The sequence below is a fragment of the Streptomyces sp. NBC_00322 genome, from assembly GCF_036147535.1.
Taxonomy (GTDB): domain Bacteria; phylum Actinomycetota; class Actinomycetes; order Streptomycetales; family Streptomycetaceae; genus Streptomyces.
The window spans coordinates 2991181-3014522 of sequence record NZ_CP108019.1 but is presented as its reverse complement, the minus strand read 5'-3'; the positions used below and the strand labels follow the sequence as shown (position 1 = coordinate 3014522).

Genomic DNA, 23342 nt, shown 5'->3' with positions numbered 1-23342 from the left:
GTCACAGACCCTCTCCCACCGAAGGTGCCCCCGTGGACATCAAGACCGCCTCCTCCCTCCACCGCCTCCGTCTGGTCTCCGCCCCGGAGGCCGTCTCCTTCCTCCTCCTGCTCGTCTGCTCGGTGCTCAAGCGCACCACGGAGTTCAACGCGGTCCCGGTCATGGGCGCGATCCACGGAGTGCTCTTCATCCTGTACGTGCTCTTCTGGCTGGACGCCTGGAACCGCACCAAGTGGAACCTGAAGACCGCGACCCTCTACTTCGTCCTCTCCGTCCTGCCCTTCGGCGGCTTCGTCGCCGAGCGCAAGCTCAGGCGCGCGGCCGACGACGAGGTCATCGCCGCCCGCGCCCGCCGCGAGGGCAAGGTGAACGCGTGATCGTCGCCTTCTCCGTGACTCCGCTCGGCGTCGGTGAGGACGTCGGCGAGTACGTCGCCGACGCCGTCCGGGTCGTCCGCGAGTCGGGTCTGCCCAACCGCACGGACGCGATGTTCACCTCGATCGAGGGCGAGTGGGACGAGGTGATGGACGTCGTCAAACGCGCCGTCGCCGCGGTCGAGGCCCGGGCCCCGCGCGTCTCCGTCGTCCTCAAGGCGGACATCAGACAGGGCGTCACCGACGGCCTCACCTCGAAGGTCGAAACGGTGGAGCGCCACCTGTCCTCCTGAGACCTCGCTCCGGCCGGCCCCGCCGTCAGGGCGCGCCCGGCTGCGACACCGCCAGCGCGATGCCCAGGGGCGTCCGCTCGTACAGCACCTGATGTCCGGCGCGGCGCGAGGTCAGCAGACCCGCGTCACGCAGTACGGACAGATGCGCCGATACGGAAGACGGCGCGAGGTCGAGGAGCTGCGCGAGCGTGCTCGTCCCGGCGGGCTCGTCGAGCGCGAGGAGTACGGCCGCCCGCCTGTCGCCGAGCAGATGGGCCAGCGCCTGAGGCGCCGGACCCGCGGGCCCGGCCCACAGGGCGCCGATGCCGCGGGCCGGATAGGCGAGCGTCGGCTGCCAGGGCGGCTCGAAGCCGGTCACGACGTCGGGCCAGCAGAAAACGCTGGGCATCAGCATGAGGCCCTGGCCGTCGAGAACGCGTACATGGTCGAAGGGCGTGGCGAGGGTCAGCGTCCCGTCGGCCCACCGCAGCCGCGGGTGGAGATCGGCGAACAGCCCCTCGATGCCGCCCTGCGCCAGCCGCCGCGTATGGAAAGCCACATCGGCTTCCAGCAGCGCCCGCAGGCGCGGCCACTCCGGCTCGACGAGCGCGTGCCAGGCCTGCTCCATGGTGTCGGCGAGCGTGTGGACGGCGCTCCCGGGATCGTCGAGCAGGGCCCGCCCCTGCGGGGTCTCCACGGCGCCCGGCGTGCAGGAGAGGGACCGCGCCAGGTCCTCTCTCGCGGCCTCGGGATCCGCGCCGCGTACGGCGGCGATCTCCTCCTCGAAGGACGCGGCGGGCCCGATCGGGGGCGGCCCGAGAAAGTCCGGACTGTGCCCGCGCCAGGGCATCAGCAACCACAGCGCAGTGAGATCGAGCCCTTCGGCGGCCTGCCGGATCCGGCGCAGCCAGGGAAGGTGATATCCGTGCCGCGCGGGTCGCTTGAGGGTGCGGACGGCGTCCTGGGTCTCCCACAGGGGAGATATGGCGAACCGGATCCGCAGCAGGTCGGCTTCGCCGAAGTGCATGTAGGACGGCATGGTTCTCTCCCCTCGATGCCTGAAGATTCGGCTGCAGCCGAAAGTCTAGGGCGGGGACGGAGTGCGTCGGCAGGCTGTGCCCCATGCCAGAAGAACTGGGCACCGGTGCCACGGGCCGGTCCTTTTCCCCTACCCCACCCCTTCCCGAACCCGGGGACGAGCCCCCGGCCCCCAGCGGCGTCGGCTCCGCCATGCCGGGACGCGCTGCCGCGCGGGAGGGCGATGCGCCCGAGCCGGTGGGTAGAGCCGCTGGGTTGGAGGGCGGCGCCTCCGCCGCGCCGGGACCCGCTGCCGCGCCGACGGGCGGTGCCGCCGGGTTGCCCCGCGGTGACTTCGGCACGCCCGAGGTGGGCCCGCCCGGACCCGGTGGTGCCGGCGCGCCGGGGGGAGGTGGCCTCGCGCCACCTGAGACCAGGGTGTCCGGACCCGGCCGCGCTGCCGCACCGGTCGGCGGCGGCTCTGCCGAGCCGGGGGCCGGGGCAGCGGGACGCGATGCCGCGCAGGACGGCGGGGCACCCGAATCTCCGGGCTGCCTGGTCGCCGATACGGCGAACGGTCGCGCCGCCGGGCCGGAGGCCGGAAGCCCACCGCGTCACGGGAGTTCGGGCGTCCGCGGCTCTGGCGCGCGGGCCAAGCCGGCCGCGCGACGCGGGAGTTCGGGTCGAAGCCGCGACCCCGGCGCCCCCAACTATCGCGCCGTCTTCCACGTGCGCGAGTTCCGGGCCGTCTTCGCCGCGCACCTCATGTCGCTCCTCGGGGTCGTCGTCAGCGAGATCGCGCTGACCGTCCTCGTCTACCGGCTCACCGCCTCGCCTTTCCTCAGCGCGCTCACCTTCGCGCTCGGGTTTCTGCCCTACCTCGTCGGCGGGACCCTGCTCGCGGGCGTCGCCGACAAGTACCCCGCACGACGCGTGCTCGTCGTGTGCGATCTCCTCTGTGCCGCGTGCGCCGCCGCCATGGTGCTGCCCTTGACGCCCGTCGCCGTGCTGCTCGCGCTGCGCTGCCTCATCGCCGCCGTCTCACCCGTGTTCAACGGCACCCGTACGGCGACCCTCGCCGACATCCTCGGTGACGGCGACCTCTTCGTACTCGGCCGTTCCGTGCTGCGCATCGTGTCGCAGAGCGCCGTGCTCACCGGCTTCGGCCTCGGCGGGCTGCTGCTCGCGATCGTGTCGCCCCGTGGCGCCCTCGCCATCACCGTCGCGACCTTCCTCGGTTCCGCCCTGCTGCTGCGCTTCGGCACCGTGCGGCGCCCCGCCCGCGACGGCGACAGCGGTGCCCTCCTGCGCTCGTCGCTGTCCGGCGCGCGGCAGGTCTTCGCCGACCGCAGGCTCCGCGTGCTGATGCTGCTCTTCTGGGCCCCGCCGATGTTCAGCGTCGCCCCCGAAGCCCTCGCCGTCCCGTACGCCGACGAGATCGGCATCGGCTCGGCCGGCCTCGGCATTCTCATGTGCGCGCTGCCCGTGGGCACGATCACGGGTGAGCTGTACGCCGGTTCCGTCCTCGGCCCCAGCGCCCGTTCCCGTATCGTCCTGCCGCTCGCCGCCACCACCCTCCTGCCGCTGACCGTCTACGCCCTCACCCCCGGCCTCGGCTGGGCCCTGCTCGCCCTGACGCTCTGCGGTGCCGGGTCCGCGTACACCCTCGGTCTCGACCGGTGGATCGTCGAGGAGATTCCCGAGGAACTGCGCGGCCGGGCCATGACCCTGCTCACCGCCGGGCTGATGACGATCCAGGGCGTCGGCATGGCCCTGGCCGGGCTCGCCGCGGAATTCTTCTCCGTGAGCGCCGTCGTCACGGGCGCCGGGGTGATCGGCACGCTGTGCTGTCTCCTCCTGGTCGCCGAGGCCCGGAGGACCGAAGAGCGAGACGGGGCTGACCGCCATATGACCAGTCGGTAGGGTCGGTGCCGTGCCCAAGCCGCTCAGCCTTCCCTTCGACCCCATCGCCCGAGCCGACGAGCTCTGGCAGCAGCGATGGGGCCCCGTACCCTCGATGGGCGCGATCACCTCGATCATGCGCGCGCACCAGATCCTGCTCGCCGAGGTCGACGCCGTCGTCAAGCCGTACGGACTGACCTTCGCGCGCTACGAGGCACTGGTGCTGCTCACCTTCTCCAAGGCCGGTGAGCTGCCGATGTCCAAGATCGGCGAGCGCCTGATGGTCCACCCGACCTCGGTCACGAACACGGTGGACCGGCTGGTCAGATCAGGTCTGGTCGACAAGCGGCCGAACCCGAACGACGGCCGCGGCACCCTCGCCTCCATCACCGACAAGGGCCGCGAGGTCGTCGAGGCGGCCACCCGCGATCTGATGGCGATGGACTTCGGGCTCGGTGTGTACGACGACGAGGAGTGCGGGGAGATCTTCGCGATGCTGCGCCCGCTGCGGGTCTCGGCGCACGACTTCGACGAGAAGTAGGGGTCCCAACCCCGGGCGAAGATCGCCCGTTGCGTCCGGTTACGCTCGTTGCCATGAAGTCGAATGTGCTCTCCCGTTATCGGGTGATGGCGTACGTCACCGCCGTCTGGCTGCTGGTCTTCACCGCGGCGATCATCCTGAAGTACGGGTTCGAAGTCGGCGACACCATGCTGATCTCCCAGATCCACGGTGTGCTGTTCATCATCTACGTCATCTTCGCCTTCGATCTCGGCTCCAAGGCGAAGTGGCCGCTCGGCAAGCTGGCGTGGGTGCTGGCCGCCGGCTGCATCCCTGTGGCCTCCTTCTTTGTCGAGCCGAAGATCACCCGCGAGATCCGTCCGCTGCTGGCGGACGCCCCCGCGATCGCGAAGGCGTAAGACCCCGAACCGCCCCGAGCGAGTGCTCGTGGCGGTTGCGCATCGACATTTACTAGGACGTCCTAGTAAATTGGAAGCATGGACGCTGACGCCATCGAGGAAGGCCGCCGACGCTGGCAGGCCCGTTACGACAAGGCCCGCACGCGGGACGCCGACTTCACCACGCTCTCCGGCGACCCGGTCGAGCCGGTCTACGGGCCCCGGCCCGGAGACACCTACGAGGGCTTCGAGCGGATCGGCTGGCCGGGGGAGTACCCCTTTACCCGGGGCCTGTACCCGACCGGCTACCGCGGCCGCACGTGGACCATCCGCCAGTTCGCCGGCTTCGGCAATGCCGAGCAGACGAACGAGCGCTACAAGATGATCCTGGCCAACGGCGGCGGCGGGCTCTCCGTCGCCTTCGACATGCCGACCCTGATGGGCCGCGACTCCGACGACTCCCACTCGCTCGGCGAGGTCGGCCACTGCGGTGTGGCCATCGACTCCGCCGCCGACATGGAGGTCCTGTTCAAGGACATCCCGCTCGGCGACGTCACCACCTCGATGACGATCTCCGGCCCCGCCGTCCCCGTCTTCTGCATGTACCTGGTCGCGGCGGAGCGGCAGGGCATCGACCCGGCCGTCCTCAACGGCACGCTCCAGACGGACATCTTCAAGGAGTACATCGCGCAGAAGGAGTGGCTCTTCCAGCCCGAGCCGCATCTGCGCCTCATCGGCGACCTGATGGAGCACTGCGCGCAGGGCATCCCCGCGTACAAGCCGCTCTCGGTCTCCGGCTACCACATCCGCGAGGCGGGCGCGACGGCCGCGCAGGAGCTCGCGTACACGCTCGCCGACGGCTTCGGCTATGTCGAACTGGGCCTGAGCCGGGGCCTGGACGTCGACACCTTCGCGCCCGGGCTGTCCTTCTTCTTCGACGCACACCTCGACTTCTTCGAGGAGATCGCCAAGTTCCGCGCGGCGCGCAGGATCTGGGCGCGCTGGATGAAGGAGGTGTACGGCGCCAAGACCGACAAGGCGCAGTGGCTGCGCTTCCACACCCAGACCGCGGGCGTCTCGCTGACCGCCCAGCAGCCGTACAACAATGTCGTACGGACGGCGGTCGAGGCCCTGTCCGCGGTCCTCGGCGGCACCAACTCCCTGCACACCAACGCCCTGGACGAGACCCTTGCCCTGCCCAGCGAGCAGGCCGCGGAGATCGCCCTGCGCACACAGCAGGTGCTGATGGAGGAGACCGGCGTCGCCAATGTGGCGGACCCGCTGGGCGGTTCCTGGTACGTCGAGCAGCTCACCGACCGCATCGAGGCGGACGCCGAGAAGATCTTCGACCAGATCAAGGAGCGCGGCCGCCGGGCACACCCGGACGGTCAGCACCCCATCGGCCCCATCACCTCCGGCATCCTGCGCGGCATCGAGGACGGCTGGTTCACCGGCGAGATCGCCGAGTCGGCCTTCCGCTACCAGCAGGCCCTGGAGAAGGGCGACAAGCGGGTCGTGGGCGTCAATGTCCACCACGGCTCGGTCACCGGCGACCTGGAGATCCTGCGGGTCAGCCACGAGGTCGAGCGCGAGCAGGTACGGGTCCTGGCGGGCCGCAAGGCCGGCCGTGACGACGCACGCGTGCAGTCGGCGCTGGAGGCGATGCTGACCGCCGCCCGGGACGGCTCGAACATGATCGCGCCGATGCTGGACGCGGTCCGCGCGGAGGCCACGCTCGGCGAGATCTGCGACGCGCTGCGGGACGAGTGGGGGACGTACACCGAGCCGCCCGGCTTCTGACCGCACGTAAACGGGGGGCGGGGGACGTCCCGCCCCCCGGCCTCAACTCTGGAGCGAGGCCAGTCCCGACACCAGCAGCAGCGCGAAGCTGCGTGCCCACTCCTCGTCCACCGGCTCCGCGCTGACCAGCGCCCGGTGCACCACCGCGCCCGCGATCACATCGAAGATCAGGTCGGCGCTGCGGGCCGCCGCCTGTGCGTCCTCCTCGTACGGCAGCTCGCCACGGGCCTGGGCGCGCGCCCTGCCCTCCAGCACCAGCCGCTTCTGGCGGTCGACGATCGCCGAGCGGATACGGCCGCGCAGCGCGTCGTCCCGCGTCGACTCCGCGACCACCGCCATGAGCGCGGTTTTGGCCTCGGGCCGCGAGAGCAGCGCGGCGAACTGCAGCACCACACCCTCCACATCGGCCATCAGACTGCCGAGATCGGGGAGTTCGAGCTCGTCGAAGAGTTCGGCGACCGCGTCGACGACGAGTTCGTTCTTGTTGGTCCAGCGCCGGTAGAGCGTTGTCTTCGCGACCCCCGCGCGGCTGGCCACATCGCCCATCGTCAGCTTCGACCAGCCCAGTTCGACCAGCGCCGCGCGGGTCGCGTCGAGGATCGCGGCGTCGGCCTCAGCACTGCGGGGTCGTCCCGTACGACCTGTACGTACGGATGTGGGGCGGGTGTGGCTGCACATGACGGCGACCATACCGGCGAGTAAGCAATCTGCTGTGAGGCAGTTCACCGGAGGTTTCTCACACGCCGGAGAGCTGGTGCAGATACGCTACGGCTCGTAGCGAAAGCCTTGACCGGCTTGAGCGACAACCACAGGCGCGAGTGGGGACCCGCGCCGGATCTTCAGGAACGTTTTTCACATGCGCGCGCGGAGGGGGGAGGATGTACTCATGCAGCCTAGGAACATGTCCATGAGCGGCGTCGTCGACCTCGCCGCGGTGAAGGCGGCCGGTGAGGCCAAGGCGAAGGCGGAGCAGGCCCGTGCCGAGTCCGCCCGACAGGGCGGCGGCGGTGCCGTAGCCCCCTCCAGCCTGGTGATCGACGTCGATGAGGCGGGCTTCGAGCGCGACGTCCTCCAGCGCTCCGCCGAAGTCCCGGTCGTCATCGACTTCTGGGCCGAGTGGTGCGAGCCGTGCAAGCAGCTCAGCCCGCTGCTGGAGCGGCTGGCCCAGGAGTACAGCGGTCGGTTCGTCCTCGCCAAGATCGATGTCGACGCCAACCAGATGCTGATGCAGCAGTTCGGGATCCAGGGAATCCCCGCGGTCTTCGCGGTGGTGGCCGGCCAGGCGCTCCCGCTCTTCCAGGGCGCGGCCCCCGAGACGCAGATCCGCCAGACGCTGGACCAGCTCATCCAGGTCGCCGAGGAGCGCTTCGGCCTGACGGGCATCACGGTCGACCCCGACGCCTCCCCGGACGAGGAGGCGGCCCCCGCCGCGGTGCCGCAGGGTCCGTACGACGCCGTGCTGGAAGCGGCCGTCCAGGCGCTGGACGCGGGCGACTTCGGCGGCGCCGTCCAGGCGTACAAGAACGTGCTGTCCGACGACCCCGGCAACTCCGAGGCCAAGCTGGGCCTCGCCCAGGCCGAACTGCTCCGGCGCGTGCAGGACATGGACCAGCAGAAGGTCCGCCAGGACGCGGCCGAGAACCCGGCCGACGTGACCGCGCAGATCGCCGCGGCCGACCTGGACCTTGTCGGCGGCCATGTCGAGGACGCGTTCGGCAGGCTGGTCGAGACGGTGCGCCGCACGGCTGGCGAGGACCGGGACGCGGTGCGGGTCCGGCTTCTCGAGCTCTTCGAGGTCGTCGGGCCGGATGATCCGCGGGTGACGGCGGCGCGTTCGGCGCTCGCGCGGGTGCTGTTCTGAGTCATGTTTGAAACGCCTGCGCGGTACGCGCTGTTCCGCCAGGTGTGACCGTTTTTGCGGCGACGGCGCTGATGAGGCGCCGTCGCCGTTTTGGCGACACAGTGACAAAACACGGCTGCGCTTTACCAAAACTTGGTAAACGGACGAGCTGTTACTCCCAGTAAATCAACCCACTTGTTCTGTCCGCTTATTGGCGGCTATCTCCCCCTCTGGCTCACCCCCTGGTTGCACCCTGTGTGGCCGGGTGACATCAGCCGGTCGTTGCGTGGTTATCGGGCCGTTACTAGCGGGTAACGAACCCCCTTGTGTCACGGCCGGGAATGGACAACGATCGGCCACGCTCGGTCCAATACCGCACCAGCCCGGCCTCCAGCCGCGCCGCGGAATCTTGGGTCCCCACCGGGTCGACCGGCGGCAGTGGCGCCGGTCGTGGACAGGGGGGTTCCTGCCGAACGGCAGGGCCTGTCCAGCAGGTTGTGCGTGATCAGTCAGGCGCGACCAGTGGTTGTCGCTCGGGGGTGATCGCCGGTGTTTCGGACGCAGCTCGCGCCTGAAAGTACAGGCGCTCTCCTTACCGAGGACGTAGCACTTCTCCCACTCCCAGAACGGGCCTGAGGCCCGGACCGGAGATGTACGTCCGAGAAGGAGGAAAGTCATGGAGTCAATGACTCGGGGCGGAACCAGATGGAAGCGGTTCGCCCTCGTCATGGTGCCCAGCGTGGCCGCGACGGCCGCGATAGGCGTCAGCCTGGCACAGGGCGCGCTCGCCGCGTCGTTCGCTGTGTCCGGCCAGGAGTTCAAGGTCACCGCCGGATACCTTGACGGCCATGGATTCGCCCAGTACGGCGGCGTTGACATGGGGTACAAGGACCTGAAGGGCGACGAGAAGACCGCGCACCCCGTCGCGATCTCGTCCTTCCAGAACGCCGAGATCACCGACATGTGCCAGTCGGTCGTCACCGATGTGCCGTTCCTCGGCAAGATCACGATGAAGCTCACGGCCGGTGACCAGGGCACGGCGGTCAAGGCCGACAAGCTCTACCTGGATGTGTCCGATCTGGGCGCCGAAAAGGCCAAGTTCACCAACATCGACATCGGCGTCGCGGTCAAGGACACGGACAACCCGGGCACCGGCAAGGGCCCTGCAGTCAAGGACACGTCCGTCCTGCCGAACGGCTTCGCCCAGCAAGCCGAACGGGCCGAGCTGTCCAACGTCAAGCAGACGGCCTGGGCGACCACTGCCGGCACGTTCGAGCTGAGCGGTCTGCACATGGGTCTGAAGCGAGGCTCCGGCGCCGGAGTCGAGTGCTACTGACGGTCATCCCGTCCGGGCGGGCGAGCAAAGCCTTCACAGCTTCGCCCGCCCGCCCAACTCTTCACACAGCAATGCCAGTTCCAGGGAGCTGTTTTCCATGAGCGCCGAGTCTGCAGTGTCACCGGGGCGGAACGAGCACCGCATCCGCGCCATCCGGCAGGGTTTTCGTACCTGGCGGGGCCAGCGGCCCTTCTGGGCGGGTCTGTTCACCCTGTTCGGCGGAATCCCCATCGCCTACATCCCGTACGCGACCTTCAAACTCGGTCACATGACGCTCGCGATGCAGACCACCGCGGGCGCCGGCGCACTGATCATCGGCGTACTGCTGATGACACTGGGCCTCACGATGTGGTTCCACTCCATCGTCCGGGTCTTCGCAGGTGTCGCCACGATTCTGCTGGCACTGGTCTCCATCCCGATTGCCAACATGGGTGGCTTCTTCATCGGCTTCCTGTTCTCCCTCATCGGCGGTGCGCTCTCGCTCTCCTGGGTACCGGGGAAGCCCGTCGCGGAGTCTGCTCCGGTCGAGAAGGCGTCGACGCCCGCACCCGACCCCGCCGAGGAACCCGTAGCCGAGCAGCAGTGGGACGACTACGGCGTGGGCGCGCACGAGACCAACATCGAAGTCAACGGCGGGAGGAACAGTGCCGGGTGATGTCACACCGCTGAGCACGGCTGGGAGCGATGGGACGCAGGCCAGAAAGGGGCCGCGGCACGCGGCTCCCCGCAAGCCCCTGCTGACCAAGCTCCAGATGCCGGCCGGCAAGGCGATAGCCCTGGCAGCGATGCCCACCGCCGTCTTTCTCGGCATGGGTCTCACCCCCAAGTTGGCACTCGCCGACGACAAGGACATCCCCTTCGCCCCGGGTCCGTGCGTGACCCGCTCGGACGAGCCGGCGGAGTCCGAGTCGCCCAAGCCGTCGGACTCGGCGAAGCCTTCCGAGTCGCCGTCGGAGAAGCCCGACCCGAGTGCCAGTGAGCCGACGGGCGACAAGCCCGCCGACGAGCCGACGCCGGGCGCGACCCCCTCCGCGTCCGAGTCCCCGGACGCGAAGACGGGTGCGACGACTCCGACTCCGACTCCCACGCCGAGCGAGACCAAGACGACGAACCCGCTGGACCCGCTGGGTGTCGGCGACGCGCTCAAGGACCTGTTCGACGGCCCCGACGAGCCCACGGCCACCGCGACGCCGAGTGCGCCCGCGACCACCGCGCCCGCCGACGAGCCGACGTCTTCGACGAAGCCGACCACCGAGCCCTCCGAGAAGCCGTCCACCAACCCCGTCGAGAAGGTGGACGACGCGGCGGACAAGGCCAAGGACGCCATCAAGGACGCGGCGGACAAGGCCGGAGCGGCGACCGAGGAGCTCGACGACGCGGTCAAGGGCCTCGACCCCAAGAAGGACGAGGACATCCCGGACGGCGCCAAGCCGCGCTTCCCGTGTCCGACCGCCGACCCGAAGGCGCTCGCCGCCGCGGACCTGGAGCAGGGCATCCCGCTGCTCCCGGACGACCCGTGGATCCTTGAGAGCTCGAAGCTGACCCTGAGGGGCCTGGACTACAAGGGCATCGTCGAGGTCAAGACGGGCAGCGGCAAGGTCAAGAAGGTTCTGAAGTTCACGGCTTCGGGTGTCGACATCGACAACCTCCACCAGCTGGTGGTCGGCCCGAACGGCACGACCGGGCATGTCCAGGCGGGCAAGGGCTCCACGTCGACGATCACCAACGGCACGGTGACGATGTACACGGAGGAGCTGAAGGGCAACCTCTTCGGCCTCATCCCGGTCACTTTCAGCCCGCAGACGCCGCCTCCGCTGAATGTTCCCTTCGCCATCTTCACCAACGTGAAGGTGACGCAGGCGGGCCAGTTCGGCGGGACGCTGACAGTGCCCGGCCTGCACAGCTACTACACCGGTGGAACCAACTAAGACCCGTCCGGGAGCCGCACAAAGGCTGTGGGCCGTACCCCTTTCGAGGGTGCGGCCCACAGTTGTATTCCGTTTCCCTCTCGAAGGTCAGTCGCCTACGAAGTTCAGGTATCCGGACTTACGGATGGCCGGCCGTTGCGGCGTCGAGCACACGCTGAACCAGATGAGGGCGGGAGAAGCAGGCGCCCGAGTCGAGGGAACGTCCCGAAGCTGTTGGGTCGTTGCGGCTAACTCAGCGAGCTGAGCGCGGTGTTCCTGATGCGCCTCGTCCTGCCCACTTCGGACAACAGCCGCAGAATGTCCGTGTCATCGGAAGCGGCGATGACACGTAGCTGCAGCCAGTCCGACCACCCGTCGAGAGCTGTACGGGCCTCGTGAGCGGTGAGGTTCCCGGACGTGACGGCTTCCAGAACATCGAGCTCTTGCACTCTGCGTACCGAGAAGCCGCGAACTGGCGGGTCGAGTGCTTGCACCCAGGCGTTTCGCTCCTCCGGGGCGAGGCGCTCGACCAGTTGGCCAACGACACCTGCCGCAAGTGGCCTGATTATCTACCGCTGCACGTGGGCTGAGGCGCCCACAGGTCCAGGGAACCGGCTGAGCTGAGCTGCTGGGAAGGGTTGCTTGTCAGCCAACTTCCAGGCCGAGAAGCGTCGTCACCTCCACTCCGCCTTCACAGTAGCCACACAGGTAACCCCCGTCGTGACCACGGGATTTGCGCACGCCGGATCGCGAGAGCTCCTGTAAGGCCCTCACGTCAGGGGTTCCGAACGCTGAAGTCACCTCTTGCTCCGAGGTGTTGACCTGTGGCTATGGTGGTAGCCGCGCGCGCGTGGTGGACCTTGACCGCTCCGCCGTGACGCGCGCACATCAGCCGGCGGCCGGGGGGACAGTGCCACCACGGGGGAGGGACGACCGTCATGCCGCGATTCTGGCTCATTGTGAATGCCGTCTCGGTCGGCGCCGTCTGCTGCTCCCGTTTCCGCGCCGGGACAGCGGGCTGACCCGCGCGTATCACCACCGCCTCTTGGGACGGTCGCCCCCGCCTGCCCTCGTTCGCTACGAAGGATGCCTCTTTTGCGCCCCAGACCAGGGTTGTTCAGACCCAGATCACGAACATCAGCAGCTTTCACCTCTGTCGTCACGTCCGTCGCCGCCTTGGCCGTCCTCGGCGGCCTGGCCGTCCAGCCTGACGTACTCAACCAGTTCGCCGGACAGCGCATGGCCCCGGCGGGGGACGACTACGACTGGTACACGGACACCGCGGCCGAGCAGTTGCGGCAGGACCAGTGCCTGATGGCCGATGTGCTGCGCCTGGGCGGGTCGTCCATGGCCGCCACCGCGCAGGACGGTCTCAACCAGCCGCAGGACAAGCTGCATGAGCTGGCGAACCGGAAGCACTGGGAGGACACCCCGCTCGCCCTGGCGTACAAGAAGGACCGGGACGCGGCGTCCAAGGAAATGGACGCCCTCAACGCTCTGCGGGACACCTGGCAAAAGCCGCTCGACGGGCTGGAGACTCCTAGAGGTTTCACCGAGGTCGGCTTCCACTGGCCTCCGGGGTACCCGGGTGACAAGAACGAGAACTTCTACGGCCAGACCGGTCTGACCAAGTGGGTCGCCGACCGGTTCTGGAAGAGCGAGAGCGACTTCTACGAGGACCCCACGCCCAAGGCCGACGAGCAGACGGTCAAGGCCGTCAAGGATCTCGGTGGGCCCCTGTACGGCAAGGACCCTGACCCGCAGCAGCCCGAGTGGGAGCGTCAGCGCGCGGAACATGGCGCGTACGAGCACCTGTCCGACTGGTCCCTGGAGCCCACCGGCGCGGACAACTCCCGCCTCTTCCTCGCCTCCGGCGGCTTCCCCCGTACCGCGTCGCAACCGGGCACGGCGGAGCACCGTATCGCGGTCGAGGACCTGAAGACCCGGTTCGCCTCGTGCGCCTGGCGCGACCCGATCGACCCGAACAAGGTCCTGGGCGACATCTCCACCACGGCTGCGAAGGAGTGGCAGCAGGAGATCGCTTCCCAGGCCACGCAGCGCAACCAGATCCTGGCCGCGAACAAGAGCGCCACCACGAGCCTCGCCACCGGCGCGAAGGCACTGGGCGACCTGCTGGGCCACTCCTGGGTGGCCGACCACCTCGCCCGCTGGCAGGACTATTGGTCCGCCGGCGGGGTGGGCTGGATCGGTGACAGCTACGCGACGATCGAGGTCCCGGGCGCGAAGGGCAACTGCCTGGACGTCGCGGGCGGCGCCAAGACCAACGGCACGCCGGTCCAGATCTACACCTGCAACGGCGGCGCGTCGCAGCAGTGGACGCTCGAAGGCAGTGAGGACGACCTCCACCTTCGTAACGTCGGCTCGTCCAAGTGCCTGGATGTGGCTGGGAACAAGCCGGCGAACGGCACGAAGATCCAGATCTCGGACTGCTACAAGTCCGAGGGACAGTCGTGGAATGGTGACGTCCGTGCCGCCTCGCCCCTCAAGAGCCTGTCCACGGGCAAGTGCCTGGACCTGAGTGCGTTCACCAAGAGCACGGACGCGCGGTTGTGGGACTGCAAGGACGCCAGTTCGCAGAAGTTCCTGATCAAGCCGTCCGGTCACAAGGGCACGGACAGCCTGTCCTATCCGGACAAGGCGCAGTTCGACAAGGCGAAGAAGGGCATCACTGACGCCCAGGCGGCGGCGAAGAAGCAACTGGCCGCGATCAAGGCGCAGGCTGCGGCGGCGACGACGGCCGCCACCACCACGGACACGGCTGAGAAGGCCGCGTACGCGGTCGCCGATGCGGCCGGCGCGCCGCGTGGCCGTGGCCTTCTGGTCGGTCAGCAGAAGGCGCAGGTCACCAAGGGTTCCCTCGCCGCGCTGACGGCGATGGTGAAGGCCGGTGAGACCGCCGAGGCCGCAACGAGAGCCTCCGCGGGCGACAGCGAGACCATCGCGCAGCGTGCGCTGGCTCAGGCCGCGCAGGTCAACGCCGAGTTCCGCAAGGAAGCCGCGCACACTGCCGAGTTGCAGGCGAAGGCCGCCGCGGACGCGGCGAAGATCCACCGTGACAACGCGAAGAAGGACAAGGAGACGGCGGAGGCCAAGCTCGCCGAGGCCCTGAAGGCCGAGGGGGACGCCAAGGCGGCTGCCGCTGACGCGCACGCCAAGCGACTCGCGGCCGAGGCCGAAGAGGCCACGGCGAAGGCGGAGAAGGAGACCGCCGCCGCCAAGCAGGCCGAAGCCAACCAGCACAAGCAGAACGCCCAGGCCGAGGCGACGAACGCCCAGGACGCCAAGGAGAAGGCGGAAGCCGCCGAGGGGATCGCCGTCGCGCGGAAGAACGACGCGGTCAAGGCGCGCGACAACGCCCGCGATCTCAACGCCGACGCGTGGGACGCCGCGCAGAAGGCCGACGCCGCACGTGCGAAGGCGGACGCGAAGGAGGCGTTCGCCGAGGCTCATGACTCCGACAGCAGTGCCCAGGAGTCCAGGGCGGCAGCGGACGCGGCCGACAAGTACGCGGACGACGCCGAGGCAGCAGCGGGTCGGGCCCGGGGCGAGGCGGATGCCGCGACTGAGGCGGCGGCCGAGGCGGATGCCGCGGCCACCCGTGCCGAGGCGGCCGCCAAGCGGTCCCGTGCGAGCGCGGACGCCGCTCAGGCCGCCAAGCTGAAGGCCGACGCCGCGGTGAAGACCGCGACCAGCGCCGCGGCCGACGCCATCAAGGCGTCCGAGCACGCCGCCTCGGAAGCGAACGCGGCGGTGAAGCTGGCGGACGAGGCGGAGAAGCTGGCCAAGACCGCCAAGTCCCACGCGGACGAGGCCAGCAAGGAAGCAGGCAAGGCCCTCGTGGCTTCGGCGAAGGCCGCGGGCTTCGCCTACGTCACCGCACAGGCTGCGGTGGACGCGGGCAACGCCGCCGCGCAGGTCGCCAAGCCCGCCAACGACGCCATTCAGCTCGGCTCGCCGTATGTCACGACCGACTCGGCCGCGAGCCTGGTCGTACTGACCGGTCAGGCGTCGAAGTCGATCGCGGAGCAGCAGAAGGCCGTCGCCGAGGCGCACGCCAAGAACGCGCAGGCCGAAGCAGCCGCGGCCAAGAACCTCGCCGACCAAGCCACCGGCGACGCGAAGATCGCCTACCAGTACGCAGCTAACGCCGCCGGCCATGCGGCCGCCGCCCGCGGTTATTCGAAGGAGGCTCTGGGTTACGCGGCTGAGGCTGCCATCGCGGCCTCGAAGGCCTCACAGTCCCTGGCCCGCACCATCGAGTACGACCGCAAGGCCACCGAGGACGCCGCCGCCGCCGACAAGGCGGCAGGCCGCGCCGAAGGCTACGCCAAGGACGCACGTGCCTCCGCCGACCAGGCCGCCCTCGACGCCGCCGCCGCCCGCGAGGCGGCAGCAACGGCCGAGCAGGCAGCCAAGGACGCCCGCGCCGCCGCGACACGTGCCGACGCGGCCGCGACCGAAGCCGAACAGGCGGCCAAGGACGCGCTGAAGTACGCCAAGGAGGCCCAGAAGGCAGCCGAGGAAGCGGCACGCAACGCCGCGAACAAGCAGGTCTCGACCGGTGCGGGCACCGGAGTCGGCGGCACGTGGTACGTCGTCGACGAGGACAGCATCGAGATCACCGACGCCAAGCAGCACGAGCCCTGCGTGATCACGATCGGTTTCGAGGGCTGCACCACCACGTTCACCGTCACCTTCAGCGCGATGGTCGACTTCTTCCTCTGCACCAACCCCGACGCGACGGCCAGCGCCAGCGGCTGCCCGTCCGAGGACACGCTGCTTCTGGAGAGCAAGCGCATCCCGGGTCTGAAGAAGGACGTCACCCGGTACTTCACCAAGTGGCAACTCATCCAGATGACGCTCGCCTACCAGGTCATCAAGGCGGCCTTGGTCCAGGACTTCGTCGACTGCTGGCACGGCAGTGTCAGCGGCTGCGCCTGGGCCCTGAGCAACTTCATCCCCGGCAAGGCGTTCGACAAGGTCTTCGATGGAATCCGGGCCCTGGACGCCGCGATGAAGACCGGAGTCGGGGTGCGAGATGCCTTCAAGGCCCTCAAGACCCTCGACCTGGACCCCGCTACCCTCGCCATGCTCGAACGCTCGGTGAACGTCTACGAGGACGCGTTCACTGCCTGTGCGCGCAACAGCTTCCCGGGCAGCACCCAGGTGCTGATGGCGGATGGTTCGCACCGGCCCATCAGCCAGGTGGGGGTGGGTGACCTGGTCAGGGCCACGGATCCGGTTTCCGGCCAGTTGCGGGCCCGGCAGGTCACCGACACCTTCCAGCACGACACCCAGCGGCTGGTGGACATCACCGTCGTCGGCGGTGGCACGCTGACCAGCACCGCGGGCCACAAGTTCTATGTGGTGGACGGCGGATGGACGCTGGTCTCCGAGCTGCGCGTCGGTGACCGCCTGCGCACCCCGGACGGCTCCGTCCGGGCGGTGACCGCCCTCCGCGACCGCTCGGGCCTGGCTCCGCGCCTCGTCTACGACCTCACGGTCGATGACCTGCACACGTTCTTTGTGCGTACGTCGGGTCAGCGGCCCCAGGATGTGCTCGTTCACAACTGCCTGGACCTCGTGCTGCACGAGAACGACCGCGGGGGACACACGCTCAGGGATCATGTGAACCCCAGCCCGCAGCAAGCCGTTGACAAAGCCATCGAGGACCTGGCGAGGAACCCCAACCATCCTGGAGTGACAGGTATCTGGACGGACCTCGCAACGGCACAGGCGTCCGTGGACGCGGGCTTCGCGAAGTGGTACGCCACCCACCGGTCCGAGCTGGAAAAGTGGATGAAGAACACTCCCAAGGACTCGGAGAGCGCGCTGCACCTCAAGTCGTTCAGGGTCCAGCTGGACACCCCGGGCTCCCTGGGAACCATCTACCCGACCACCGGCGTCGCGCATGCGCGTCCGGCCGGGAACTGGGTCTCCATCACCCTGAAGAGGTCCAAGCACAAGCCCGGGTACATGGTCTACACGTCGCACCCGGAGTGAGAGTGACCAGGTAATGGATCGCAAGGACATCTGGATCGATTTCGGCTTCAGCGGCCTCACCAAGTGGTTCGGCAGCCCCTGGGTCGACGAACACACCCCGCTGGAGATCGTCGCGCTGGCCGCCGACTGGGGCGAGGGTGCCTACGCACCCACCCTCCTGGAGGACGCCGTCACACTGCTGGAGTCACCGCTTCCTACCAGGGAGATCGACATCCTGTGGTGTGCGGCCGTGGGCGTGCGGTTCGTCCCGGAAGAGCGATGGATGGACGGACGCGACTGGCTCCGCCAGATCGTGGACGTCTGCGAGGAACGCATCCGCCGGGACGAGCCGCGACCCGATGCCCTCGCTCCGGTGACTCCTTGCGATCCTGACCTCGGGGACCTCAAGGACGCGGTCCTCGCCGAGGTGCGAGCGATCGCACCGGAGCTGGAGCACACCACCGCCGACCACCCCTACTACGGGGTGCCGGAAGTGGTCCCGGCGCTGGAACGGGTCGTCACCGAGGTCGACCCCGACCTCGGCTTCCGGCTCTTCCTGCGGGTCCTCAAGGCGTACTTGGTTTACATCAGCGAGTCGCAGCACCTCCGGTACCGCGACCTGGGCGAGAGGTTCGGGTACAACGAGTCCGTTGTCGATGACGGCACTCTCCAGCTCATGCCGCGTGCGGACTGACTGAGCACTACAACCGAGGGCGGTATCCCGGTCTTCCACGGGTACCGCCCTCGGGTCTTCGCCATCCGCACCGCTCTTCCGAAGCAGGCGAATGAATCATGGCGCAGCCACACCGGCACCTCGGTGTCGACATCGGGCTCAGCGGGCTGATCAAGTGGATCCGCTACCCCTTGGTCAACAGCGAGACCGTCGGCCTGGACGTCGTCGCGAGCGTTGCCGACCGGTTCGACGGGGCGTTCGCCCAGCAGCTTCTGCAGGACTGTCTCGTGCTCCTGGACTCACCGCTGTCCAGCCGAGACGTCGAGATCCTGTGGCTGGCGGGGACGTTTCGGGAATTCGACCTGGAGCACCTCCGGATCGACGGCCGGGTGTGGCTGCGCCGGATCGCGGACATCTCCACCGACAGGATCCGACGCGACGACCCCGCCGTCATGCCCGCCCCTGCCGCATCGGTGGTGGACGAGGCGATGAGGGAGGCGGTCCGTGCCGAGATCAGGTCGGTCGGGCCTGCCCTGGAGCAGGCCACGGCCCACCACCCCTACAGCCCGCTCGACGGTGTTGTGCCAGCCCTGGAACAGGCGGTGGACGTCGATACGGACCTCGGGTTCCGGCTGTTGCTCCGTGCCGTGAAGGGGTACTTCGTGCCGATCAGCGAGGCCCGTTACGAGCGCTACCTCGCGCTCGGGGACGAGCTCGGCCTCGGTGAGGACGTCGTCGACGACGGTGACTTCAACGTCTGGCCGGACCTGGTGGACTGATGGCGCGCAGGTTGACGAACGCTCTGAACGGGACACGCGCCTTATGCCCGAGTCCTACCGCCTCACGGTGGAGTGGGACGGGTGCCGGAGTACCGCACGTCCCAATGTGCGGGCGAGGGGCACCTGGCCGCGGTCCGATCGGACGAGCCCCTCGGGTTGAAGTACGTCGGCAAGTCCCACAAGCCCAGCAAGTTCGTGGTCTTCACGGCCCACCCCGCTCTAAAGCCTCTCCCGTAAGTGATCCCCGAACTGGATAGGGGACGGCTCACCGGACGTCGAGCGGTGCGCCTGTCCGCCGAGGGTGAGGGTGTACAGGCGGGCGATGCCGAGCATGGCGTGATGGACACAGTCGCTTTTCAGGCGGCGGTCGCGAAGGATCTTCCAGCTGGTTATGTCCATGGGAACGGACAGCAAATGTTTACCACTTCGGTGGGCACGCTGTCTGGCACCGTTCGATTGCGGCAGCAGCACTCGCGCTTCAACCTCTGCCGGCGCCGCGCCGGCCGTTGCCGCCCTTCCGCGCCCATCGAACACGGTCTGGAGGGAGCTAGGTGCGATCCTGCATGTATGAACCATCTCGGCGACGCGAACCTGCGCACCTGGACGCTGCGATTTATGGCCCTCCTCGCAGCCGACACCCAGGAGCAGCTTGCCTGGCTGGGCGAGCGTGAGCTGGAGACGGAGTCCGTCGTTGAAGAGGTGGAGCTCCTCTGCCGCATCTCCGAAGAACTCGCGGAGCGCGGAGCCTTCGAACCCAAGAATCTGCGCGATCTTCAGGCCATCGGCCGTCACCTCGGCGAGATCGATGCCGCCTGCCGCGCCGGCCTCTGGGCCAACGCCCTGGCCACAGATCCGGCGTGGGACGAAATACGTCCTCTCGCCCGCCAGTTTCTCCTCACGACGCTGGGCTACTGGCGTCAGCCGCTGCCACGCCCCGTGCGCCCGCACACGGGCGACCACTGAGCACGTCCAGGCCGCCTGTGCGACTCTGACGTGGCCGGCCCCACACACGAGTTTTGGAGCGGGCCGCCACGTCGGTCGGCCCGGACCTGGCCTTCCGCTTGTTCCTCCAGACTCTCTGCGCCAGCGACGCCGTTGTCAGCGAAGAGCAGTACGCCCGCTACATGAATCTTCGACCAGCTGCTTCCTGAGCGAGGTCCCCCGCCCCGACGGAGTTGGCGAAGGCGGTCGTGCCGGAGGTCCGGCAGATCGCCCCGGAGCTGACGGACGGCACCACGATCACCGACGCCAGCAACCAGTTCGTGATCGTCCTGCAACGTGCGCCGGGGCACAAGCCGGGCGGCTACTACGTCCATACCGGGTATCCGGCATAAGGAGGCGACGTTCGATGGATCGGTCTACGGAGTTCACGTTCGGTATCGCGTGGATCATGAGTTTCTTCCACCAGGATTGGACGCTGGACGCCTCCACGGAAGCGGAGGCCGTGGCCGATCAGTTCGTGGAGGAGCTCGAGCCGGATGCGGTGCTGCTGGTCCGCCGCGATGCTCGGCTCCTCCTCGACGGGCTCCCCTCGGACTGGATCACAGTGCTGTGGGAGGGATGCGCGGAGGGAGGGGAGTACTTCTTCCGCCGCGGCCGCGTCACGGACGGTGCCGAGTGGATGCGACAGGTGATCGGGGTGTGCGATGCCTGGCTCTCCCGCCGCCCGGACACCACGACACTCTTGGGCGCCGACCGGTACGAGGGGAGAGAGCTGGCCGATGAGGTCCTCTCCGCAGTGGAGGAGTTCAGGGGCGTCCTCGACCGGGAGGTGGCGGATGCACTCGCCGAGTGTGTCCGCCACACCCCGGATCTCGCCTTCCGGCTGCTGTTGCGCGCCCTGCCCATGAAGAGCGCCTCCTTGTCCCCGGAGTCCCTGTATCTGTCCGAGGAGCAGTACGCGAGGTTGGCGGCGCTGGGGAAGGCGTTCCACTACGGGGAGTACGTCGTGAGCGATATCAAGTACCTCGTAGACACGATCAGTTAGAGACCGCCCTCCGCGGCGGCGGTGACGAAGGCCGTGAATGCGGCGGGGGTGACGGTGAAGGCGGGGCAGTCGGGGTTCTTGGAGTCGCGGACGGCGATACGGCAGGGCTGGGCGGCGACCTCGATGCACTCACCTCCGGTGCCTCCGCTGTACGACGACTTGAGCCAGGCGGCGGGGCCGAGCGGGGCGCACTCGACGCAGTCGCCGCCGGTGCCTCCGCTATAGCTGGACTTGCGCCACAGCACACCTGTCAGGTTCTGGTTGGTCCCCATAACGTTCCTCCCGTACGCGGGCGATCAGCGCCGCCGAGTCCTCCACCGAGAGGGCCGCAGCCTGCAAGTGATCGTAACGGTGCGCACAGTCCCTGACTGTCTCCGGGTTGGCGGTCACATGGGCCGAACCATAGCTCTCGGCGTAGACGATATCCGGGTCCCCTTCGAACCTCAGGACGGTGAACGACCCAACCGTTGCCGGGTGTTGACCCGCGTGGAATGGGAGCACCTGGATACGAACCTCACGCCGGTCCCGGAAGCTCAACAGATGGAGGAGTTGATTCCGCATGATGTCGCGGCTGCCGAACGGCCGGTGCAGCACCGCTTCGTCCAGCACCACCCAGACCAGCGGCGGGCGCTCCCGGCTCAAGATGCGCTGGCGCTCCATCCTCGCGGCGACCGCCTCATCGAGCCGGTTCGACCATCCAGCCTGAAGCACCGCACGGGCATAGTCCGGGGTCTGCAGCAGGCCGTACACCAACTGCGCCTGATACGTGGAGATGTACGTCGCTCTCGCCTCCATCTCCGCGTACGCCTGGAACCAGCTCGGCAACTGGCTCCGCAGCACCAGCCCCACCAGCCGTGAGAACACCCCGCCCGTCCCCAGCGCCGCGTCCACGCGCTCCGAGAAGTCCCGCGTCGGCACCTTCCTCGCCGTCTCGATCTGGCCGATCAGTGACGCCGTACAGAAGACACAGCCACCCAGCTCGCCCTGCTTCAGCCCGGCGTCCTCTCTCAGGCGGCGCAGTTCGGAGCCGTAGTAGTCCAGCGGCGATGCGCTGGGATCGAGGTCGCGGATGTTACCCACGCGGCGGTCACCCCCAAGCTCACGCCTCGCGGCGTACATTTCCAGTCGTAGCCGAGCGTAAGCGCACCACTCCACTCTGGTGACATGAATTACGTAACTGGCTGCCCACCAGCGACGATTGACGACTGCTACCGCATGGGCTTCGCCCTGGGTACTCACTCCGCGCGGCATCCGCGGCGCATCCTGCGGCGGCCGGACGGGCTGCGGATCCAGGTCGGGGACGAGTACCCGCACTGCCCCCGCCCAGTGCACCAGAGTGCGGAGGCGACGGCTCGACGAGGTCGGGCGGGCTGCTCTCGTCGAGGCGGTGACCGACCGCTGGGACAATCCATGAGCACTCCGAACTCACTGTCTGGGCCGAACTCCACATGACAGCCAGGAGGCGCGGACGAGTTGTGGAGGAGATGTGCCCGCGTCCGCACATCAGTTCCAGAAAGCCTTCCCAGTCGAGGACTCTGCGCTCTAGGGTGATCACGCTGCGGTCGCTCGACCCGGCGCGCGGGCGTCGGGGGGCGGCCGTTGTGCAGCGACCCTCCACGCGTCCGCGCAGGTAACTCCTGTGAGGACCCTCCACATTCATGTTCAGACATCTCAGCCGCCCGGTGCGCCGGGCGGTGATCTATGCCGTGGGCTTCGCCATCGCGATAGCCACCGTCCTGGTGGCCAGGGCGGCGCCGCCGTTCCGTGACGACCGGGCGGACAACGCGGCCGCGCAGGCCACCCAGGCTGCCCCGGGCCCCGTGATGTTCCCCCTCTTCGGCCGCAAGGCCGGCCGTCTCTACGACTACGAGCCCAAGGGCACCGGTGGGGTCAAGCCTCTCGTCGACATGGGCGGCGGCTGGGCCGAGGTGAACACCTTCGTCCAGGCCAACGTGTCGGAGTACGGAAACGGCAACGACCTGTACCACCGCGCAGGCGGCACGCTCTACTACACCGCCGAACATGGCAACGACACCAAGGTCATCGGCGGCGGCTGGGACCAGTACAGCCTGCTGGTGTCCGTCGGCAATATGGGCGGCACCACCGATCCCGACATCGTCGCCCGTCACACCGACGGCACGCTCTGGCTCTACCAGGGCAAGGCAGACGGCACCCTGGTCGCGCGGATCCGCATCGGCACCGCCGGCTGGAACGGGATGAACGCCCTGGCCGGACGCGGCGATTACACCGGTGACGGCAAGGCCGACCTGATCGCTCGCGGTACCGACGGAACCCTCTACATCTACCCCGGCACCGGAAACGCCGTACAGGACGCGGCACTTGGCAGCCGGATCACTGTCGGCAAAGGCTGGGAAGCGTACAAGTCGATCGTCTCCAGCGGCGACAACGACGGCGACGGCAAGACCGACCTCATCGCCAACGACAGCGCCGGCTCGCTGTGGCTCTTCAAGGGCACCGGCAACGCGACCGCTCCCTTCGCCCCCAGGGTCCAGATCGGGACTTCTGGCTGGGCCTCCTTCGACACCCTCTTCTGA

21 protein-coding genes and 1 pseudogene are annotated in these 23342 nt (G+C 68.6%); 17 read left to right on the top strand and 5 right to left on the bottom strand.

Going from position 1 to position 23342, the window contains the following annotated elements:
* The first annotated feature begins 32 nt into the window (after nucleotides 1-32).
* Nucleotides 33-377: a DUF3817 domain-containing protein gene (locus tag OG905_RS13435; RefSeq protein ID WP_328668202.1), complete on the top strand. Its 345-nt coding sequence runs from the start codon at nucleotides 33-35 to the stop codon at nucleotides 375-377.
* On the top strand, nucleotides 374-667 hold the full coding sequence (locus OG905_RS13430; protein ID WP_328668201.1) for an MTH1187 family thiamine-binding protein: 294 nt from the start codon (nucleotides 374-376) through the stop codon (nucleotides 665-667). Before OG905_RS13435 ends, OG905_RS13430 begins: the two co-directional genes overlap by 4 nt.
* 25 nt (nucleotides 668-692) lie before the next feature.
* On the opposite strand, the gene OG905_RS13425 is transcribed toward OG905_RS13430, so the two are convergent.
* The gene (locus OG905_RS13425) at nucleotides 693-1685 is read right to left on the bottom strand and encodes an ArsR/SmtB family transcription factor (protein ID WP_328668200.1); all 993 of its coding nucleotides are present in this window, start codon (nucleotides 1683-1685) and stop codon (nucleotides 693-695) included.
* Between the two features lie 707 nt (nucleotides 1686-2392).
* On the opposite strand from OG905_RS13425, the gene OG905_RS13420 reads away from it, so the two are divergent.
* The 4 genes from OG905_RS13420 to OG905_RS13405 all read left to right on the top strand — a co-directional run bounded on the left by OG905_RS13420 (nucleotide 2393) and on the right by OG905_RS13405 (nucleotide 6262).
* Nucleotides 2393-3586, top strand: a complete 1194-nt coding sequence (locus OG905_RS13420; protein WP_328668199.1) for an MFS transporter — start codon at nucleotides 2393-2395, stop codon at nucleotides 3584-3586.
* A gap of 10 nt (nucleotides 3587-3596) precedes the next feature.
* Nucleotides 3597-4106 carry a MarR family winged helix-turn-helix transcriptional regulator gene (locus tag OG905_RS13415; RefSeq protein ID WP_328668198.1) on the top strand — a complete coding sequence of 170 codons (510 nt, stop codon included), beginning with the start codon at nucleotides 3597-3599 and terminating at the stop codon, nucleotides 4104-4106.
* Between the two features lie 53 nt (nucleotides 4107-4159).
* Nucleotides 4160-4483, top strand: a complete 324-nt coding sequence (locus tag OG905_RS13410; RefSeq protein ID WP_328668197.1) for a DUF3817 domain-containing protein — start codon at nucleotides 4160-4162, stop codon at nucleotides 4481-4483.
* A gap of 78 nt (nucleotides 4484-4561) precedes the next feature.
* The gene (locus OG905_RS13405) at nucleotides 4562-6262 is read left to right on the top strand and encodes an acyl-CoA mutase large subunit family protein (RefSeq protein WP_328668196.1); all 1701 of its coding nucleotides are present in this window, start codon (nucleotides 4562-4564) and stop codon (nucleotides 6260-6262) included.
* Between the two features lie 42 nt (nucleotides 6263-6304).
* Here the strand turns inward: OG905_RS13405 and OG905_RS13400 are convergent, their stop codons facing one another.
* Nucleotides 6305-6952, bottom strand: a complete 648-nt coding sequence (locus OG905_RS13400; protein ID WP_328668195.1) for a TetR/AcrR family transcriptional regulator — start codon at nucleotides 6950-6952, stop codon at nucleotides 6305-6307.
* Nucleotides 6953-7148: 196 nt separating this feature from the next.
* Between OG905_RS13400 and OG905_RS13395 the strand changes: the two genes are divergently transcribed.
* The 7 genes from OG905_RS13395 to OG905_RS13365 all read left to right on the top strand — a co-directional run bounded on the left by OG905_RS13395 (nucleotide 7149) and on the right by OG905_RS13365 (nucleotide 18800).
* Nucleotides 7149-8123 (top strand): tetratricopeptide repeat protein, encoded by a 975-nt coding sequence (locus OG905_RS13395; protein WP_328668194.1) that lies wholly within the window; start codon nucleotides 7149-7151, stop codon nucleotides 8121-8123.
* A 655-nt stretch (nucleotides 8124-8778) separates the two neighbouring features.
* Nucleotides 8779-9438 carry a DUF6230 family protein gene (locus OG905_RS13390; RefSeq protein ID WP_328668193.1) on the top strand — a complete coding sequence of 220 codons (660 nt, stop codon included), beginning with the start codon at nucleotides 8779-8781 and terminating at the stop codon, nucleotides 9436-9438.
* 97 nt (nucleotides 9439-9535) lie between these two features.
* Nucleotides 9536-10093: a DUF6114 domain-containing protein gene (locus tag OG905_RS13385; protein ID WP_328668192.1), complete on the top strand. Its 558-nt coding sequence runs from the start codon at nucleotides 9536-9538 to the stop codon at nucleotides 10091-10093.
* On the top strand, nucleotides 10083-11366 hold the full coding sequence (locus tag OG905_RS13380) for a hypothetical protein (protein ID WP_443043936.1): 1284 nt from the start codon (nucleotides 10083-10085) through the stop codon (nucleotides 11364-11366). The genes OG905_RS13385 and OG905_RS13380 overlap by 11 nt, the downstream gene beginning before the upstream one ends.
* 1155 nt (nucleotides 11367-12521) lie before the next feature.
* The gene (locus OG905_RS13375) at nucleotides 12522-17369 is read left to right on the top strand and encodes a ricin-type beta-trefoil lectin domain protein (protein ID WP_443043935.1); all 4848 of its coding nucleotides are present in this window, start codon (nucleotides 12522-12524) and stop codon (nucleotides 17367-17369) included.
* 13 nt (nucleotides 17370-17382) lie between these two features.
* Nucleotides 17383-18042 carry a hypothetical protein gene (locus tag OG905_RS13370; protein WP_328668190.1) on the top strand — a complete coding sequence of 220 codons (660 nt, stop codon included), beginning with the start codon at nucleotides 17383-17385 and terminating at the stop codon, nucleotides 18040-18042.
* Nucleotides 18043-18140: 98 nt separating this feature from the next.
* Complete coding sequence (locus tag OG905_RS13365) at nucleotides 18141-18800, top strand: hypothetical protein (RefSeq protein ID WP_328668189.1); 660 nt, start codon at nucleotides 18141-18143, stop codon at nucleotides 18798-18800.
* 291 nt (nucleotides 18801-19091) lie between these two features.
* On the opposite strand, the pseudogene OG905_RS13360 reads toward OG905_RS13365, so the two are convergent.
* A pseudogene (locus tag OG905_RS13360) lies at nucleotides 19092-19187 on the bottom strand (IS5/IS1182 family transposase); the annotation flags it as partial.
* Between the two features lie 180 nt (nucleotides 19188-19367).
* Between OG905_RS13360 and OG905_RS13355 the strand changes: the two are divergent.
* From OG905_RS13355 to OG905_RS13345, 3 genes are all read left to right on the top strand, one after another.
* A complete protein-coding gene (locus OG905_RS13355) occupies nucleotides 19368-19763 on the top strand; it encodes a hypothetical protein (protein WP_328668188.1) in 396 nt (131 codons plus the stop codon).
* A gap of 212 nt (nucleotides 19764-19975) precedes the next feature.
* Nucleotides 19976-20134 carry a hypothetical protein gene (locus tag OG905_RS13350; RefSeq protein ID WP_328668187.1) on the top strand — a complete coding sequence of 53 codons (159 nt, stop codon included), beginning with the start codon at nucleotides 19976-19978 and terminating at the stop codon, nucleotides 20132-20134.
* 14 nt (nucleotides 20135-20148) lie between these two features.
* On the top strand, nucleotides 20149-20787 hold the full coding sequence (locus tag OG905_RS13345; RefSeq protein WP_328668186.1) for a hypothetical protein: 639 nt from the start codon (nucleotides 20149-20151) through the stop codon (nucleotides 20785-20787).
* Here the strand turns inward: OG905_RS13345 and OG905_RS13340 are convergent.
* Together OG905_RS13340 and OG905_RS13335 are read right to left on the bottom strand one after the other, a co-directional pair.
* Nucleotides 20784-21059 (bottom strand): DUF397 domain-containing protein, encoded by a 276-nt coding sequence (locus tag OG905_RS13340; protein WP_328668185.1) that lies wholly within the window; start codon nucleotides 21057-21059, stop codon nucleotides 20784-20786. The two genes, OG905_RS13345 and OG905_RS13340, sit on opposite strands and share 4 nt — an antisense overlap.
* Nucleotides 21007-21867 (bottom strand): helix-turn-helix domain-containing protein, encoded by an 861-nt coding sequence (locus tag OG905_RS13335; protein ID WP_328668184.1) that lies wholly within the window; start codon nucleotides 21865-21867, stop codon nucleotides 21007-21009. The genes OG905_RS13340 and OG905_RS13335 overlap by 53 nt, the downstream gene beginning before the upstream one ends.
* A gap of 578 nt (nucleotides 21868-22445) precedes the next feature.
* On the opposite strand from OG905_RS13335, the gene OG905_RS13330 reads away from it, so the two are divergent.
* The gene (locus OG905_RS13330) at nucleotides 22446-23342 is read left to right on the top strand and encodes an FG-GAP repeat domain-containing protein (RefSeq protein ID WP_328668183.1); all 897 of its coding nucleotides are present in this window, start codon (nucleotides 22446-22448) and stop codon (nucleotides 23340-23342) included.